Annotated in this window: 16 protein-coding genes; 6 read left to right on the top strand and 10 right to left on the bottom strand. The window is 30.1% G+C overall.

The window, feature by feature from the left end; genetic code table 11:
• Together SY27_RS18745 and SY27_RS00540 are read right to left on the bottom strand one after the other, a co-directional pair.
• On the bottom strand, positions 1 to 2,080 hold a 2,080-nt coding region (locus SY27_RS18745; RefSeq protein ID WP_161794105.1), incomplete at its 3' end, for a PKD domain-containing protein.
• Between the two features lie 5 nt (positions 2,081 to 2,085).
• Positions 2,086 to 2,487, bottom strand: coding sequence for a hypothetical protein (locus SY27_RS00540; protein ID WP_152640665.1), 402 nt, complete (start codon positions 2,485 to 2,487; stop codon positions 2,086 to 2,088).
• Positions 2,488 to 2,651: 164 nt separating this feature from the next.
• On the opposite strand from SY27_RS00540, the gene folE reads away from it, so the two are divergent.
• From folE to lgt, 4 genes are all read left to right on the top strand, one after another.
• Positions 2,652 to 3,323, top strand: coding sequence for a GTP cyclohydrolase I FolE (gene folE / locus SY27_RS00535; RefSeq protein WP_045966438.1), 672 nt, complete (start codon positions 2,652 to 2,654; stop codon positions 3,321 to 3,323).
• A gap of 89 nt (positions 3,324 to 3,412) precedes the next feature.
• Positions 3,413 to 4,909, top strand: coding sequence for a cysteine--tRNA ligase (gene cysS / locus SY27_RS00530; RefSeq protein ID WP_045966436.1), 1,497 nt, complete (start codon positions 3,413 to 3,415; stop codon positions 4,907 to 4,909).
• 27 nt (positions 4,910 to 4,936) lie between these two features.
• Entirely contained in the window at positions 4,937 to 5,167 is a 231-nt protein-coding gene (gene yidD, locus SY27_RS00525; protein WP_045966434.1) for a membrane protein insertion efficiency factor YidD, read from the top strand.
• Between the two features lie 148 nt (positions 5,168 to 5,315).
• Entirely contained in the window at positions 5,316 to 6,239 is a 924-nt protein-coding gene (lgt, locus tag SY27_RS00520) for a prolipoprotein diacylglyceryl transferase (protein WP_045966432.1), read from the top strand.
• 60 nt (positions 6,240 to 6,299) lie between these two features.
• On the opposite strand, the gene SY27_RS00515 is transcribed toward lgt, so the two are convergent.
• A complete protein-coding gene (locus SY27_RS00515) occupies positions 6,300 to 7,325 on the bottom strand; it encodes a low specificity L-threonine aldolase (protein WP_045966429.1) in 1,026 nt (341 codons plus the stop codon).
• A 48-nt stretch (positions 7,326 to 7,373) separates the two neighbouring features.
• Here SY27_RS00515 and prfB point away from each other — a divergent pair.
• A protein-coding gene (gene prfB, locus SY27_RS00510) for a peptide chain release factor 2 (protein WP_152640664.1) occupies positions 7,374 to 8,472 on the top strand; the annotation gives its coding sequence in 2 pieces (ribosomal slippage) (positions 7,374 to 7,436 and positions 7,438 to 8,472; 1,098 coding nt in all).
• A gap of 225 nt (positions 8,473 to 8,697) precedes the next feature.
• Complete coding sequence (locus SY27_RS00505; protein ID WP_045966426.1) at positions 8,698 to 8,877, top strand: hypothetical protein; 180 nt, start codon at positions 8,698 to 8,700, stop codon at positions 8,875 to 8,877.
• Between the two features lie 85 nt (positions 8,878 to 8,962).
• On the opposite strand, the gene SY27_RS00500 is transcribed toward SY27_RS00505, so the two are convergent.
• The 7 genes from SY27_RS00500 to SY27_RS18960 all read right to left on the bottom strand — a co-directional run bounded on the left by SY27_RS00500 (position 8,963) and on the right by SY27_RS18960 (position 14,574).
• Positions 8,963 to 9,679 carry a DsbA family oxidoreductase gene (locus tag SY27_RS00500; protein WP_045966425.1) on the bottom strand — a complete coding sequence of 239 codons (717 nt, stop codon included), beginning with the start codon at positions 9,677 to 9,679 and terminating at the stop codon, positions 8,963 to 8,965.
• A 99-nt stretch (positions 9,680 to 9,778) separates the two neighbouring features.
• Positions 9,779 to 10,120 (bottom strand): hypothetical protein, encoded by a 342-nt coding sequence (locus SY27_RS18040; RefSeq protein ID WP_052705045.1) that lies wholly within the window; start codon positions 10,118 to 10,120, stop codon positions 9,779 to 9,781.
• A gap of 51 nt (positions 10,121 to 10,171) precedes the next feature.
• Positions 10,172 to 11,662 (bottom strand): hypothetical protein, encoded by a 1,491-nt coding sequence (locus SY27_RS00490; RefSeq protein ID WP_082084273.1) that lies wholly within the window; start codon positions 11,660 to 11,662, stop codon positions 10,172 to 10,174.
• A 47-nt stretch (positions 11,663 to 11,709) separates the two neighbouring features.
• Positions 11,710 to 12,297 carry a 2OG-Fe(II) oxygenase gene (locus SY27_RS00485; RefSeq protein ID WP_045966423.1) on the bottom strand — a complete coding sequence of 196 codons (588 nt, stop codon included), beginning with the start codon at positions 12,295 to 12,297 and terminating at the stop codon, positions 11,710 to 11,712.
• Between the two features lie 806 nt (positions 12,298 to 13,103).
• Positions 13,104 to 13,511, bottom strand: coding sequence for a hypothetical protein (locus SY27_RS00480; RefSeq protein WP_045966422.1), 408 nt, complete (start codon positions 13,509 to 13,511; stop codon positions 13,104 to 13,106).
• A 134-nt stretch (positions 13,512 to 13,645) separates the two neighbouring features.
• Positions 13,646 to 14,062: a hypothetical protein gene (locus SY27_RS00475; RefSeq protein WP_045966420.1), complete on the bottom strand. Its 417-nt coding sequence runs from the start codon at positions 14,060 to 14,062 to the stop codon at positions 13,646 to 13,648.
• 155 nt (positions 14,063 to 14,217) lie between these two features.
• Positions 14,218 to 14,574: a hypothetical protein gene (locus SY27_RS18960; RefSeq protein ID WP_200894122.1), complete on the bottom strand. Its 357-nt coding sequence runs from the start codon at positions 14,572 to 14,574 to the stop codon at positions 14,218 to 14,220.
• Between the last annotated feature and the right edge of the window lie 992 nt (positions 14,575 to 15,566).

Here is a 15,566-nt window from a genome sequence, read left to right as displayed (position 1 = left end):
TTGTGTAATAAACAGATGGATCTGCAATACTTTCCATTCTAACATAAATCACCTGATTTGTGCCATTAAATGCTGAAAATGGAGATGCTAAATCTGTATTATTATCAGCTCCCGACTGTGTTGTATGATAAGTAATCGTATAATCTGAAGCGGGGTTTATTCCTAAAACTGTAGCGTCTTGGCTTGTTAAATCAAAAATTTCAAAACCATCGTTACTAACATCGTCACACGCAAACATATCATCAGGTTGATTTGCTCCACAAGGAACGGTAACCAAATTAAACTCTGTAAATGCTGGACATGATAACAAGTAGTTTTCAACTCGAACGTAAATAGTTGTAGGTGGTGAAGAATCTACAAACATATGATAAAGCCTAGGAAGTCCTGCAATAGCATCTGCTTCACTAGCATAAAAATAAACATCATAAGTTGATGGATCTAAAGATCCCAAAATCTCAGGAATATGAGTCTCTAAATCAAAATTTTCATCACAACTCTCTAAATCTGGTACATCTTCAACTATCGTAGGTGCATCTAAAATTTCTATACATTTTACATTTGTTGAAATACATCCAAAATTATTTACTACTGTATATGTATAGCAATATGTTCCTGGAGTATCTGATTCTACAGTTATTGTATTTCCATTGATATTTGTTATAGTTGGATCGGGAGTCCATGAAACAGAAGATGAAAATGGAGTAAACGATAAGTCTGGAGGTGAAAGTGTAGGGTCAAATGTTATTCCCCAATCAAAAATATAACCATCGTCAGACATCTGATCATCTGTAACAGTAATGGTCCAAACGCCATTCAAAGGAGAGCCTAATAAATTAGTAAAAGACTGAAAAGGTAAATAATTACCGCCAGTTATTGAATTCCCAGCTTCATTAAGGCCTGGCGTCAAAACCCCATCAATTAACAGTGAAGAAGCCGACATAGTAAAACAATAATTTGTTCCTGTACCTGCTCCATTACCTTGTGTAGCACCATCCCAAGGATTTCCTAAATAAGTTCCAAGATTTGCTCCATTTGCTCCTCCAGATGAATCTGTTGGTAATAAAATTACTGTTTGACCATTTGGGCTTTTTATTTTAATTTCTAAATCACCAATATATGAATGCTCCATATTCAAACAAATTCCAGTAATTTGATTAATATCTGTCAAAGTTGCTGAAGAATCATAACAATCAACGACAATAGACGTTTCGTATGATGCACCACTTCCATCTGGTAAAAAAGTTACTCCACTCACTGGTGGAACACAATCATAAATAAATGTATTATAACTTACATTTGCTGTTATATCTAAAGGAACATTTTTACATGTTTCATCAAATACAGAATAGAACGAAATTTGTGGATCATCAGAAACCTGTACAACTTGATTTATAAAATTTGAATTCCTACAATCTAATGGATCATTAACTATTAAATTGACACGATATATTCCAGGAGCACCAAATACTTTATTTACATTTTGTCCTGTAGCAGTTGTTCCATCATCAAAGTTCCATGTATATACAGCTCCTACTCCTGAAGTAGAAAAAGTTGCAGAACCATTAAATGCTATTGATTCACCCACACAAACTTTAATAATATTATCTGTATCAGCTGTAGGTGCTGTACTATCTAAATTAGCAATAATATCTTGACATGGAGTCACACAAGAAATACTTGCACTCCATCCAGATGCTGTAGTTACTGCATCCGATGTAAAAACAAAAGTTATACATCCCGAAGTATTAGCTCCTGTAGGTTGAATAACCGGAGGAATATTTGTTCCTGAATATGTAGCTAAAAGCGGAGAAGCCGTCGAATCTCCATCATAAACAAAAAGTTCATCTACATTTTGCTCCAAATTAAAACTTGTAAAAACAAACCTAATACTACTACCAGCAGTTGATGGACAGAATGTCTTTGTAAAAGTTGAATTATTAGAGTAATCCCCTGTATTTCCTCCTGAATCAAAAAATGTTCCAGTACAAGTAGTAACTGGAGCATTTGACATATTATAATTTTGGGAATAACAAAAAAGAGAACTGAAAAACAATAATATATATGTAATTTTAATTTTCATAAGAATCAATTTTGCGAGTTAATAACTATCTTCCAGTCTGTGCCATCAATCCTATACACAACAGTTCCAGAAGTAAAAAAATCCAAATTATACTTAAAAATATTAAAAGTATTAATATCAAAACTCGAATCTCTTTTTAATGATTTATTAAATTTATTAAAGAGAGGAACCGAAGACAACCATACAATTTTTTCATCCTTTTCTTTTGGAGTTTGTACAAACTGTATTCTTTCAATTAGTTTATTAACACTCTTTTTTCTATGAATATTATTTAAATATTCACTTTCGTAATGATTAGCGTATACTTCTTTAAGCATCTCTTGATTAAAATAATCTTTATAATAAATCTTCTCTTGCGCCATAGCAGAAAGACTTAAAATAAAAATAAAAACTAAGTATTTTTTCATTATTTGTAATTATATTGTTAATTTATAATAGCTAGTGACAAATTTAACAAAATATTAATTCTACGCTAATATTTTTCTAATAATTATTATTATTCCTTTTATTTTAACATAATTAATTATCTTTGCACTTCAAAAAAATTACATATAATTCATATCAATTATAAATGATTAACACAGATAATTTTCAAGACGAAATAGGAGAAAACCACATTGCAACAAATGCAGAAACTCCTCTAAGAGAAGATGCTTTCAACCTAACTGATGATGAAAAAATCGAAAGCATAAAAAAAGATGTAGAAAACATCTTGACAACACTTGGTATGGATCTTACAGATGATAGTTTAAAAGGAACACCAAATAGAGTTGCAAAAATGTTTGTAAAAGAAATTTTTGGTGGATTAAACCCAAATAAAAAACCAAGTTCTTCAACATTTGACAATAAATATAAATACAACGAAATGCTTGTTGAAAAAAACATTGTTGTTTATTCAACTTGTGAACATCATTTATTACCAATAGTAGGTAGAGCTCACGTTGCTTATATTTCAAACGGCACTGTTGTAGGACTTTCTAAAATGAATAGAATTGTTGACTATTTTGCAAAAAGACCTCAAGTACAAGAACGCCTAACTATCCAAATTGTTCAAGAATTACAAAGAGTATTAGGTACAGAAGATGTAGCGTGTGTTATTGATGCAAAACATCTATGTGTAAATTCTAGAGGAATTAAAGATATTGAAAGTAGTACTGTAACTGCTGAATTTGGCGGAAAATTTAAAGAAGACAAAACAAGAAGAGAATTTTTAGATTATATTAAATTAGATACACAATTTTAAAATTTTCTTATAAAGCGATTAACTTCCCTTTTTTATAAATTATACTTAAAGTAAAAACGTGTAAAATTTCAGAACAAACAATAAACAATATGCAATTATATAAAAACCAAAGCCTAAAAATTTACAACACCTCTACTGGTGAAAAAGAAACTTTCAAACCTATCCATGAAGGACATATAGGAATGTACGTTTGTGGGCCTACAGTTTATAGTAATGTACATCTTGGTAATGTGAGAACTTTTATGAGTTTTGATGTTATCTACAGATACCTTAAGCATATTGGTTATCAAGTTCGATATGTAAGAAACATAACAGACGCAGGACACTTAACTGATGATGGCAATGTTGATAATGATCGTTTTGTAAAACAATCGCGACTTGAAAAGTTAGAACCTATGGAAGTGGTTCAGAAATATACTGTAGATTTCCATAATGTTTTAAATCTTTTCAATTTTCTTCCTCCAAATATAGAACCTACTGCAACAGGACATATCATAGAACAGATTGAATTAATTGAAAAATTAGTTAATACTGGTTTTGCTTATGAAAGTAAAGGTTCTGTTTATTTTGACGTTTTAGAATACAATAAAAGAGGTTTAAATTATGGAGAATTAAGCAATCGTAATATAGAAGAGCTATTTTCAAATACACGTGATTTAGACGGACAAAGTGAAAAGAAAAATCCACAAGATTTTGCGTTGTGGAAAAATGCTTCTCCTGCACATATCATGAGATGGAACTCTCCTTGGGGAGAAGGATTCCCTGGTTGGCATTTAGAATGTACAGCAATGAGTACAAAATATCTAGGTGAAAAATTTGACATACACGGAGGTGGAATGGATTTAAAATTTCCGCATCATGAATGTGAAGTAGCACAAGGAAAAGCATGCAACGGAGAATCTCCTGTTAATTATTGGATGCATACAAATATGCTTACTATGAATGGTTTGCGAATGAGCAAGTCTACAGGTAATTATATTTTGCCAATGGAATTAATAGAAGGTAAGAATAATTTTTTTGAGAAAGCATTCAGCCCTAGTGTTGTTCGTTTTTCATTTTTACAAGCACATTATAGAAGTGTATTAGATATTTCTAATGCCGCAATGGTAGCAAGCGAAAAAGGATTTAATCGTTTTGTTGAAGGACTAAAAATAGCTAAATCATTAGAATCAAGTGATACTTCTTCATTAGACATTACAAAATGGAGAGAAAGCTGCTATGATGCAATGAACGATGATTTTAACACTCCTATACTATTAGCACAGTTATTTGAAGGTATCCGTTTTATTAATTTAGTTCACGATAAGAAAGAATCATTAACACAATCTGATATTGATTTACTGACCAATACTATTTATGCCTTTTTAACTGATGTTTTAGGGATTAGAATAGAAGAAAATTACGATTCTAATACTTCTAACCTTAATTCAAAACTTGATGGTGTTGTGAATATGCTAATTGAAATGAGAAATGAAGCTAGAGCAAATAAAAATTGGGCTTTGTCAGATGAAATTCGAGATAAATTATTAGCATTAGGAATACAGTTAAAAGATGGTAAAGAAGGAACTGGATTCAGTGTTAATTAATACAATTTATAAGTAAAAAACACAAAACTGAAAAAAATATTCAAAACATTAGCTTTTCCTTTTATCCTCTTGGTTCGGTTTTACCAAGTGGCTATTTCTCCATATACACCTGCAACTTGTAGATTTGAACCAACTTGTTCACATTATACAATTGAAGCTTTACAAAAACATGGAATTTTCAAAGGTGGTTGGTTATCTATTAAAAGGATTTTAAGTTGCCATCCTTGGGGAAAAAGCGGTTATGATCCTGTTCCTTAAAGCAGGGCATTGAGTTAAACCTTATAAGTAATAATTCAAAAACATTAACCTTGAACCATTTTTTACTTTAATCTAAAAGTTTATTTTTTTTTAACATCTATACCAATAATAATAATTATTTTTAACCCTTAATACTAAAATCAATAACATGCAATACTCATTAAATATGGTTTGGAACCCATCAGAAGGAATAGATTTAGGATTTTTTATGGTTCGCTATTATAGTTTAATGTTTGTTGTTGCCTTTGGATTAGGATGGTATATCATGAAAAACATATACAAAAGAGAAGGTTTATCAATGGAAAAACTAGACAATCTTTTTGTATATACTGTAATTGCAACACTTGTAGGTGCGCGTTTAGGTCATGTTTTCTTTTACGATTGGGATTATTTTAAAGATCATAAATTAGAAATTCTTCTTCCTATAAAAGAAACTGCAAGCGGATGGGAATTTACTGGTTTTGCGGGTCTAGCTAGTCATGGTGCTGCAATTGCTATTATTTTAGTCATGTATTTCTATAGTAAAAAAGTAGTACAAAAACCAATTCTTTGGGTTTTAGATAGAGTTGTTATTCCAGTTGCAAGTGGTGCCATATTTGTTCGTTTAGGTAATTTTATGAATTCCGAAATTGTTGGAACTCAAACTTCTTCATCATTTGGAATTAAATTTATTAAAGATTGGTATTCTCCTAGAGAGGCTTTCGAAAAAACAGGTATTGGAAATGCTAAAGATGCTTACAAAGCTATTGAAACAAATCCTCAGTTTTCGCAAGTATTAGCCGATGTTGTTCCTAAACATCCTGCACAATTATACGAAGCTTTTGGTTATGTTTTTGTATTTGCTATCTTATTTTATATGTATTGGAAAACAGATGCTAGAAACAAGCAAGGACTATTATTTGGAACTTTCTTAGTGCTTCTTTGGACTGTACGATTCTTAGTTGAATATGTAAAAGAAAGTCAGGGTGGATTTGAAAATGCTCTTGGTGTTTTCTCAACTGGGCAATGGTTAAGTATTCCTTTTGTAATAATAGGTTTATATTTTGTTTTTAAATCTTTAGTAAAAAAATAAAAAAGAGAGGCTACAAAAATTGTAGCCTCTCTTTTTAAATATGTCGTTTCCTAAAATGTTTTAAGATTGCATTCTATTCAAAACATCTAAAACGTAATCATGCATAACACTTCTATAATCCATATGTGTTACCATTCTAAGTTTTCCTTGTCCCATTGAAGAAATCAAAATGCTTTTTTGTTTTAATTTTTCAATAAACTGCTTTTCATCAACTGTAGCATGTAATGTAAAAATAACAATATTAGTTTCTACTGGTTCTACTGATGCAATCCATGATTTAGAAGCTAAAACTTTACCTAATTCTTTTGCTCTTTGATGATCTTGAGCTAATCTTTCTATATTATTTTGCAAAGCATATAGTCCTGCTGCTGCTAAATATCCTGATTGTCTCATGTTTCCTCCAAATAATTTACGAATACGAATTGCTTTTTTAATATCGATTGCATTCCCCACTAAAACAGATCCTACTGGAGCTCCTAGTCCTTTTGATAAACATACCGAAATAGTATCAAATAGACTACCAAAATCTTTTGGTTGTTGTTGCTTTGCGACTAATGCATTCCATAAACGGGCTCCATCTAAATGATACTTTAGATTATGTTCAATACAAACTTGTTTAATTTTTTGCAATTCTTGAAATTCATAACAAGCTCCTCCCCCTTTATTGGTTGTATTTTCTAAGCTTACTAAACGAGTAGTTGGTGCATGATAAAATTCTGGATCATTAATTACGTTTTTAACTTGTTCTGCTGTTATTTTTCCTCTATCGCCATCTACTAAATGACAAGAAACACCACTATTTGCAGCTACTCCTCCTCCTTCATATAAAAAAATATGTGACCATTTATCACAAATTACCTCATCACCTGGTTGTGTATGTAATTTTATAGCTGTTTGATTTGCCATTGTGCCACTTGGAAAAAATAAAGCGGCTTCTTTGCCAAACATTTCAGCAGTGTAACGTTCTAATTCATTGACTGTTGGATCTTGTTTAAACACATCGTCTCCTACTTCTGCTTTAAACATTACATCAAGCATAGCGGGCGTTGGTTTTGTTACAGTATCACTAATTAAATTTATTTCCATAAAATCAAAAGGAATGTTCTATTTTTGTGTTGTAAAACTACAATATTTATGCTTAATACAGAACAAGTAAAAGATATTATTGATCGCCTTGGTGCGTTAAGGAGGTATCTTTGACATCGATAGAAAAACTATCGAAATAACAAACGAAGAAGAAAAAACGTTTGCTCCTGGTTTTTGGGACAATGCTAGAGAAGCTCAAATTATTGTTCGCGATATCCGTTCTAAAAAGAAATGGGTAGAAGATTACAATAAGGGACTTGAAATGGCAGAAGAGCTTCAAATTATGTTAGATTTCCTAAAAGATGGAGATGTTTCAGAAGAAGAAGTAGATGAATTGTATACTAAAACCATTGCTCATATTGAAGATATAGAGTTTAGAAACATGCTTTCTGACGAAGGTGACAGTATGAGTGCAGTATTACAGATTACTGCTGGTGCTGGTGGAACAGAAAGTTGTGACTGGGCTTCCATGTTAATGCGAATGTATTTAATGTGGGGTGAAAAACAAGGCTACAAAATTAAAGAATTGAATTTTCAAGAAGGAGATGTTGCCGGAATTAAAACCGTAACGCTTGAATTTGAAGGTGATTTTGCTTTTGGTTATTTAAAAGGTGAAAATGGTGTACATCGATTAGTACGTATTTCTCCTTTTGATAGCAATGCTAAGCGTCATACTTCTTTTGCTTCGGTTTATGTATATCCTTTAGTGGATGATACGATTGAAATTGAGATTAATCCTGCTGATATTGAGATTACTACTGCTCGTTCTAGCGGTGCTGGTGGTCAAAATGTAAATAAAGTGGAGACCAAAGTACAATTGGTTCATAAACCTACAGGTATTCAAATTCAATGTTCGGAAACCCGTTCACAACATGATAATAGAAATCGTGCGATGCAAATGCTGAAATCGCAGTTGTATGAAATTGAATTAAAAAAGCAATTAGCGCAAAGAGCCGATATTGAAGCGAGTAAAATGAAAATTGAATGGGGTTCTCAAATTCGTAATTATGTGATGCAGCCTTATAAACTAGTCAAAGATGTTCGCACAGGTGCAGAAACTAGCGATGTGGATGCAGTTATGAATGGAGATATCGATAAATTCTTAAAAGCCTATCTAATGATGATGGGACAGAAAGAGGAAGAATAAGATTTATTCTCAATTCAAATTAATTATCATAAAAAAATCCAAATTCTATCCTTTTTAGAATTTGGATTTTTTTATATAATTCAAATAACATATTGATTTTAAATAAAATAATCTCTATTTTTAGATAATTCAAAATGTACTTATAAATTACAACATAAACAAACAGACATGAAAAGTGAATGTCTATAAAAATTCACTATAACATTAATTTTAATATTTTAAATCATGAAAAATCAAATTTTAAAGTTTGGAAAAGTTTTAACAAAATCGGAACAAAAGGCTATTAAAGGAGCTTCTTCTTATGGAGAATGTGAATCTAAATATTCTTTTGATTGTGGAGTTCCTAATCATGTTTGTTGCAATTACATGTGTGTATTACCTTCACATCCTGCTTGTCAATTTTAAACAAGGTTAAATAAAAAATCCAAATTCCTTTTAAATAATGGAATTTGGATTTTTTTTTTGAATTAACAATTATGGTAATAAAAACTTAATTACAACCTTCAATTCCGCAACTATCTCCTTCTGTTGTATTAACTAAAGTTACTTTAGAAGTAAAATTTCCTTCTTTCCAAGTTGTTTCTAATGTTTGTAAGAATACTTCTTCTGGTTGCGCTCCTGAAATGGCATATTTATTATCAAATACAAAAAACGGAACACCTTGTACTCCTATTTGTTGTGCCATAGCTATATCGTTTTTAACCTCATCAGAATAAGCATCGGAATGTAAAACTTCTTCAACAGTTTCTTTTTCTAAGCCTACTTGTTGTCCTAATGTACTTAAGGTTTCTAAATCATCAACATTTTTACCATCTGTCAAATAAGCTTTTAGCAATTGTTCTTTTAGTTCGTTTCCTAATTTATGTGCTTTTGCTAAATGTAATAAGCGATGTGCATTATGTGAATTGGCTAAAATAGCTTTTTCAAAATGAAAATCCAATCCAGAATTTTTAGCATTTTGGGTCATATTATCGACCATTTCTTGTGCCCAAGCCTTGTTTTTACCATATTTCACTGCTAAATGATCTACAATGTTATCATCAGGCGAAGCTTTAAAGCTTGCATCTAATTGGAAACTTTTCCATTCTATTTCTACATTGTCTTTGTGTTTAAAATTGGCTAATGCTCCTTCTATTCTTCTTTTTCCTATATAACAAAACGGACACATTACGTCGGACCAAATTTGTACTTTTAATGTATTTTCCATTATCTTTTTTATTTGTATATACAAATTTACTTCTATCTGAATGGATAGAAAAGGATTTAAGAGTATATTAACGTATCAACTAAGATAGAGAAAGGAAAATTAAAGGGGATGCATGTAGTATATAAAAGGATAAAAAAAGGTTACAAAACTATAGGCAACTGTTCCAATAATGATAAAAAAATGCCTGTATTGAAAGAAATTAAACTTTGATTTTAAATAATATACGTTAATTATTTCAAGTAATATTCCTAGAGAATAAAGAACATTTGCCATGAAGCCCCAAAAGAAAATTCCAATACAATCTACTAAACCAAAACAGGATGGAAAAATAATCAATAGAGAAAAAATGCCTAAAGCGCCTAAAATTATATTAAAACGAAGTCTATGCTTTTCCCACCAATTAATTGTTTGATTTATTGAACTAAAGTCTATTTCTTTCATATTTCTAAATTTATCTACTAGATATAAATGAAGCTTCCTTAACAGTATTTTTTATTCTTCAACTATCTTGGTTACGAGGTATTCTGGTAATTTATTTACTGCTTCTATTAATTTCTTTTTATTGACTGTTTGTTTTTCTTCGTTTTCTAAATTGTGGTTATAGTTTAAAAACAAATAATACATTAAAATCCTATTGTAATCATCAAGTTGATTATCAACTATCATTTCTAACATTTTTGTTTCTATTTCATTTGCTTTTTCTGTTTCAGATAAAGCTCTGCCTATTCTACCTATACTTCCATAATAATGATTTTTACTTGGGTTTTCAACTCGTAAACTTATTCCTAATAGCAAGTCTAAAACATTAATATCTAAGACTTCTAGCTCTTTTATATAGGTTTTCCTTCTTCCCCATGCATAACTTCCATCACTTACTCTGTCAAATCTATCGTTCATGATGTCTAAATGGGATCGAAGGAATATTTCCCAATTTATGGTTTCAGCCGCTAATTTAGCAATATTTACAGCGTGTATTCTTGGACTATTATCTTGACTACAACCTCCAATTACAATTCTATTCCTTTTTAATTCGAGTGCTGTTTTTGGTGAATAATAAAGTGCTACATATTCTTCTAATTCATCATTAGAGCCTCCTTTTTTTAGCACTTCTTGCACTGCTTTTCCAAGAAGAACATCAAATTTTTCATCAATTACTCTTAAACTATCTACTCTCTTAAGACGTAAAGAATCCCATAATTTGTACTTCTCCGAAAAAATTTGATAACTTTCTTCATTGAATTCAGTATTGTATTCTGGTCTGTTTGTTGCTTTATTAATGTAATCAATAAAATTTTTAGATTTCAAAGGCTCTTTGTTTGAGAATCTAACACCTCCTTTTTCTGCTTTTTCATAAAAAACATGTGCAGTAGTATCGACCATACAATCTGAATATTGAATCATTCTGGCATAACGCTCTGGTATGGGTTGTTGTGTAAAATCTTCCGTAAAATAAAATGCATCAATAGATTCTTTAGAATATTCGCTTTTTTCATAATATCTAAAAACCCATTTCCCTTTTAATGATTCATCATATATTTCTAAATTTTCATAAAAATTAAATTCATAACCATGATTATCATTGAACTCTAAACTACTTAATTCTACAACTTCTTTTTTCTTATAGTTTTTATATTTAAACTTTATAATAACTAAGTCTTTATCTACTTCAGTTTGAATATATTTTTTTATAAAATCATCAAATGAAATATTTGCTTCTATATCTTTTTTTGCTTCTTTTACTAGCGTATCTTCTAATGATACATAATGAGCCTTTGCTTGTGGTTTTGATAAATAGATTTTATCGAATTCGCAAACTTTAAATTTTAAGTTTAACGAATCTACAATAAACTTTAATTGTTTTACAGTGTTATCTGAATAGATGAGTCCATTATTCGATTTGCCAAATTCTGTGTTTTGGGAAAAACTGTTTATCCCAAACAATAAAAGCAGGATTGTTGCTACAAGTGATTTCATCTTCTTCATTTTAGTAAGGTTTTTGAATAGATTTTTTAAGCATTTAAAATATATGTTTACCTATAAGGTGGTCCAGAAACCCAACCCACAATAGATTGTCGTGTGCCTTTTGTAATGGGTGTAACGCGATGCATGATGAAGGAAGGAAAAATGACTATGGTTCCTTTTTTTCGGGGTGCATTTTCTATTTTATTGTTTATCATAAACTGTAAATCGCCTCCTTCATAGCTGTCTTCATCGGATAACTGAATGGTCATGCTTAATTTTCGTGCGGAAATTTCTCCTGCACCAAAATCTAAATGCCAATCAAAAAAATCGCCTTCAGAATATCTTGTTAGTTGTAGTTCCTGATGGAAGCCTAACAAATCAAACCAGTATCTTTCGTTATTGCAGTTAATTGCTAAACTTGCTAATCGGTTATAAATCCAATCGTTTTCGGGTGTATTTTCTATAAACATAACAGAACTCTTTCGCAATTCGTCATTATAGGTATCGTCTCCAGAAAGTGTTGCTTTTATGGTTTTGTCTTCTTCCCAAAAATTGAGTATTTTATTTATTTCATGTGGAAGGAATAATCCCGTGTAATAAATGAATTCTGCAAAGTTATGTTTTAGAGGAAGACCAAATGAATAATTTATTGCCATGTTATTTTACTTTTAGTACCGTTATATTCTTGTGGCTCTTGCGTAAATTTAAAACAAAAGAAAACAAGTACAAAACTCCTCATGGAATTTTCAAAGACTCTAGTGAGGCAAACAAACGAAATGAAATTCTAAAACACAAATAAAACTTCACAATTGCAACGAAACGGTTGTTGGCAGATAATTTTATTTTTAGAAAAAGTTGTGACAATTTTTTTTTCCTTTTTTTGTTTTGTCACAAAACTGTGACAATTTTTTTTCTTCGAATACGAATTGTCACAAATTTGTGACAAAATAATTTTAAGTTAATTATTTTGTCACAGTTTTTGATTGTATATAATTTATATAGTGGCTTGTGAAGAAGCGTAAAATATTTAAAGTACTGATTTTATTTTCTCAAGAAGAAATGGTAATGTTACAGGGTATTACCAGAAGTCAATGAGCAATGTTTAAAATTGGTTAATTTAAAGAACAACAAGTAATGTATTCAACACGAAAAAAACTAAATCGTAATTTTTTTTATGCTGGATTTACTTTGTTTGTGGTTTAAAGGCGGGGATTTTGAGGAACAGATTATATTTTTCAAATCTAAACAAAATACAATTTAGTATTCTGTTTTTTGACGCTCTTTGTGAGCACAGAATGCAATTGTTGCGTTGAGAATCAGTTTGTGTTATACCTTTACTATCGGGGTATTGTTTATGTCCACGAGCAAGATGCTCGCGGTAGCGGGGATTTTACAAAACTGTTTCACATATTTTTTAAATGTATACCTCAAAGTCGGGAGACTTTGCAGAGCTGGGATTTAATTAGAACTCTTCAGAGAGCTGGTTTAGAGTATCAGGTAATTCATTAGAATAAGTTAAATATATACATCTTTTCATTTTCTTTATAAATAGAAATCTATATCTCTGGTATTTATTAATTTCAATAGGAAAATATTTTTTATTTATTGTTATTAAAATATTTTCAGTATTTTTTGCTTTAATCACTTTATAAAACTCATTTTTTCTTTTCAATTGAAATGTTTCATTATAAATTACATTTGTACCAGATAGACTACCTGTTTCTACACTAATGTTATTATTTACCAACGACTTATCTATAATAATAAAAAAATTAGGTGTTCCATCAATTTTCTTTTCAAAAGTCGAATTTACATCAGTCTCTATATATTCAACAATATAAGATGTCTTACATGATGTAATAAAAAACATAAATAAATAAAATTTTTCATCATATTATAAAATAATTTAAATTCCTAATTAATTATTAACACCTCTACCGAGCGAATAAATGTGATTTTTTTATAAAAAATAAGGGTGATTTTTAGCAGAACAAGTCTTCTTTCTTACTCATTATTGAATAAATCTAATAGCGGGTCTGGATCGATATCATAGTCGTTCCAAGTTATTTTTTCTTTCAATAATTTATTAATCATATCTTCAAAATATCCTTTATAATTTACTTCAATTTCTTTACTTACTTTTTCACCGTTAAAATTTGAATTGATAACCATTTTATTTTCACCTAAGAAAGTAATTTGCAAATGTGGTTCTTTATCTAGTCCGTGATTTCTATTTCTAGACAATAATAAAAACCATAGTGATTGACCAGCCCTTAAGTCTTTATCAAGACCTAAATTTCTCATTTCTTTAATCAATTTAAGCGCATCACAGTTGAATGGACGTTTATCATCATTATATCCTTGATAGAAGTTTTCAATTAAATTCCAACTCTCAATAAAATCGTTTTCAATTTGTTTCATCTATTTTAGAGGTCATAAAGTTAATATAAAAGGTAATAATAAGAAAATATTACAAAATTGGAGATTTTATTTAACTTTTTTACATAATTTTTGATAATATGTACCTCAAAGTCAAGAGATTTTGCGGAGCAGAGGTTTTCTTCTCCTTATAATTTTTAAATACTATTTACTTGATTATTTTCTAAACAATTAATATAACATTCTAAGTTGCTCGACACTTTGTCAAGAACTATTAACAAATAAGGACTAACAGTATCCATATTTAAATCATCATTCAAATGAAAGCCGTGATAGTTATGTAAATGTTCCTTTATGTTAACTATTTCCGTTTGTTCAAGCTGTAGGAATGGATTTGAATTTCTGTAGTCAGCCATTGGTGACAAATGAATAAATGCACAACCCAATTTGTAAACTGAATTTGTCCAGCCGTGAAGTCTGTCTGTTAAGTCAACCATATTTCGGTCTGTAACTACCGTCCTTGAGTTAGGAAGTGTCCATTTCGTATTTTGCAATGTTTGCGATATAAAATGTTGCCTTCTAGGCAAGTCTTTGCTCAATAGAAAAACTGCTCGAACTAAAGAGTCTAATTCTTGTCTTAAAACTGATATTAGTTGTCCATATAGTCTCTCCTGAAAAGTAGTCGTCTAGCCAAGACATTCTCGGCAGAGCGTTCTCTTAATATTTGGCAAAATTGTTCCGTTTCTGTTATTTTAAATCTGTTTTGTAAAATTACTAACTAGTTTAAATATATAACAAAATCACACAAAGCCATCTATTTTTAGATAAATTAGGTATGATAAAGCGTGTTTGATTTACTCCTTACAAACCTAAACTATTCTATTTTGTCTTGCAATACGTATAAATACGTATTTTTTATGTTTTTTTGTACGTATTTATACGTAGTCAAGGTAAAATAGTTCGTTGAAATACTTTTTTATAGTGTATTAGGTTGGTTTTGTTTTGATAAAAATAGGGTGCTTTTTAAAATCTATTTTACAGTTTTTCGTAAAGGAATGTTTTTTTGTGGTTCTTGAGTTTTCGATACAATTCTCATGAAATTACTGTTCGCATTTTATAAACAACAGTACCATATTAATAATATGCACCTCAAAATTTCTCAACTTTTAGGTGTTAGATTTTAAAGTAAATAAAAAAATATCTTTGCGGGATAGAAATACAAAAACCTAAATTTTGGACTTCAGCTCCAATTTTGGCAATACTTTCTTAATAGTTCAGGCTTTTTATATCATTATTCTTAGTCGCTTCACTTACCCTATAACCTAAAATTCCTGCTTTTATGTCTATAGAAATATTCGAAAGCTAAAATCAATATTGCTAGTCCAATATTTATTATGGAAAACTTGGGATATAGATTTAGTGTTGGTTGATTGTATAGAAAATAATTGGCTAAAACCAAAATTGTCAAAACCCAGAATATGAATATCATTTGTTTGTAATCAAGCAAACGGTATTTTTCGTTTTTCTTAATGTTTTCATTTACTCT

The sequence above is a fragment of the Flavobacterium sp. 316 genome (genome assembly GCF_000967805.1).
In the GTDB taxonomy this organism is placed as follows: Bacteria; Bacteroidota; Bacteroidia; order Flavobacteriales; family Flavobacteriaceae; genus Flavobacterium; species Flavobacterium sediminilitoris.
The sequence above is the reverse complement of the archived record's forward strand: the minus strand, read 5'-3'. Positions and strand labels throughout refer to the sequence as shown.

What these genes read in the sequence shown, in the direction of transcription:
- SY27_RS00540 (WP_152640665.1), bottom strand. Translation starts at nt 2,487, where the DNA reads ATGAAAAAATACTTAGTTTTTATTTTTATTTTAAGTCTTTCTGCTATG.
- folE (WP_045966438.1), top strand. Translation starts at nt 2,652, where the DNA reads ATGATTAACACAGATAATTTTCAAGACGAAATAGGAGAAAACCACATT.
- cysS (WP_045966436.1), top strand. Translation starts at nt 3,413, where the DNA reads ATGCAATTATATAAAAACCAAAGCCTAAAAATTTACAACACCTCTACT.
- lgt (WP_045966432.1), top strand. Translation starts at nt 5,316, where the DNA reads ATGCAATACTCATTAAATATGGTTTGGAACCCATCAGAAGGAATAGAT.
- SY27_RS00515 (WP_045966429.1), bottom strand. Translation starts at nt 7,325, where the DNA reads ATGGAAATAAATTTAATTAGTGATACTGTAACAAAACCAACGCCCGCT.
- SY27_RS00505 (WP_045966426.1), top strand. Translation starts at nt 8,698, where the DNA reads ATGAAAAATCAAATTTTAAAGTTTGGAAAAGTTTTAACAAAATCGGAA.
- SY27_RS00500 (WP_045966425.1), bottom strand. Translation starts at nt 9,679, where the DNA reads ATGGAAAATACATTAAAAGTACAAATTTGGTCCGACGTAATGTGTCCG.
- SY27_RS18040 (WP_052705045.1), bottom strand. Translation starts at nt 10,120, where the DNA reads ATGAAAGAAATAGACTTTAGTTCAATAAATCAAACAATTAATTGGTGG.
- SY27_RS00490 (WP_082084273.1), bottom strand. Translation starts at nt 11,662, where the DNA reads ATGAAGAAGATGAAATCACTTGTAGCAACAATCCTGCTTTTATTGTTT.
- SY27_RS00485 (WP_045966423.1), bottom strand. Translation starts at nt 12,297, where the DNA reads ATGGCAATAAATTATTCATTTGGTCTTCCTCTAAAACATAACTTTGCA.
- SY27_RS00480 (WP_045966422.1), bottom strand. Translation starts at nt 13,511, where the DNA reads ATGTTTTTTATTACATCATGTAAGACATCTTATATTGTTGAATATATA.
- SY27_RS00475 (WP_045966420.1), bottom strand. Translation starts at nt 14,062, where the DNA reads ATGAAACAAATTGAAAACGATTTTATTGAGAGTTGGAATTTAATTGAA.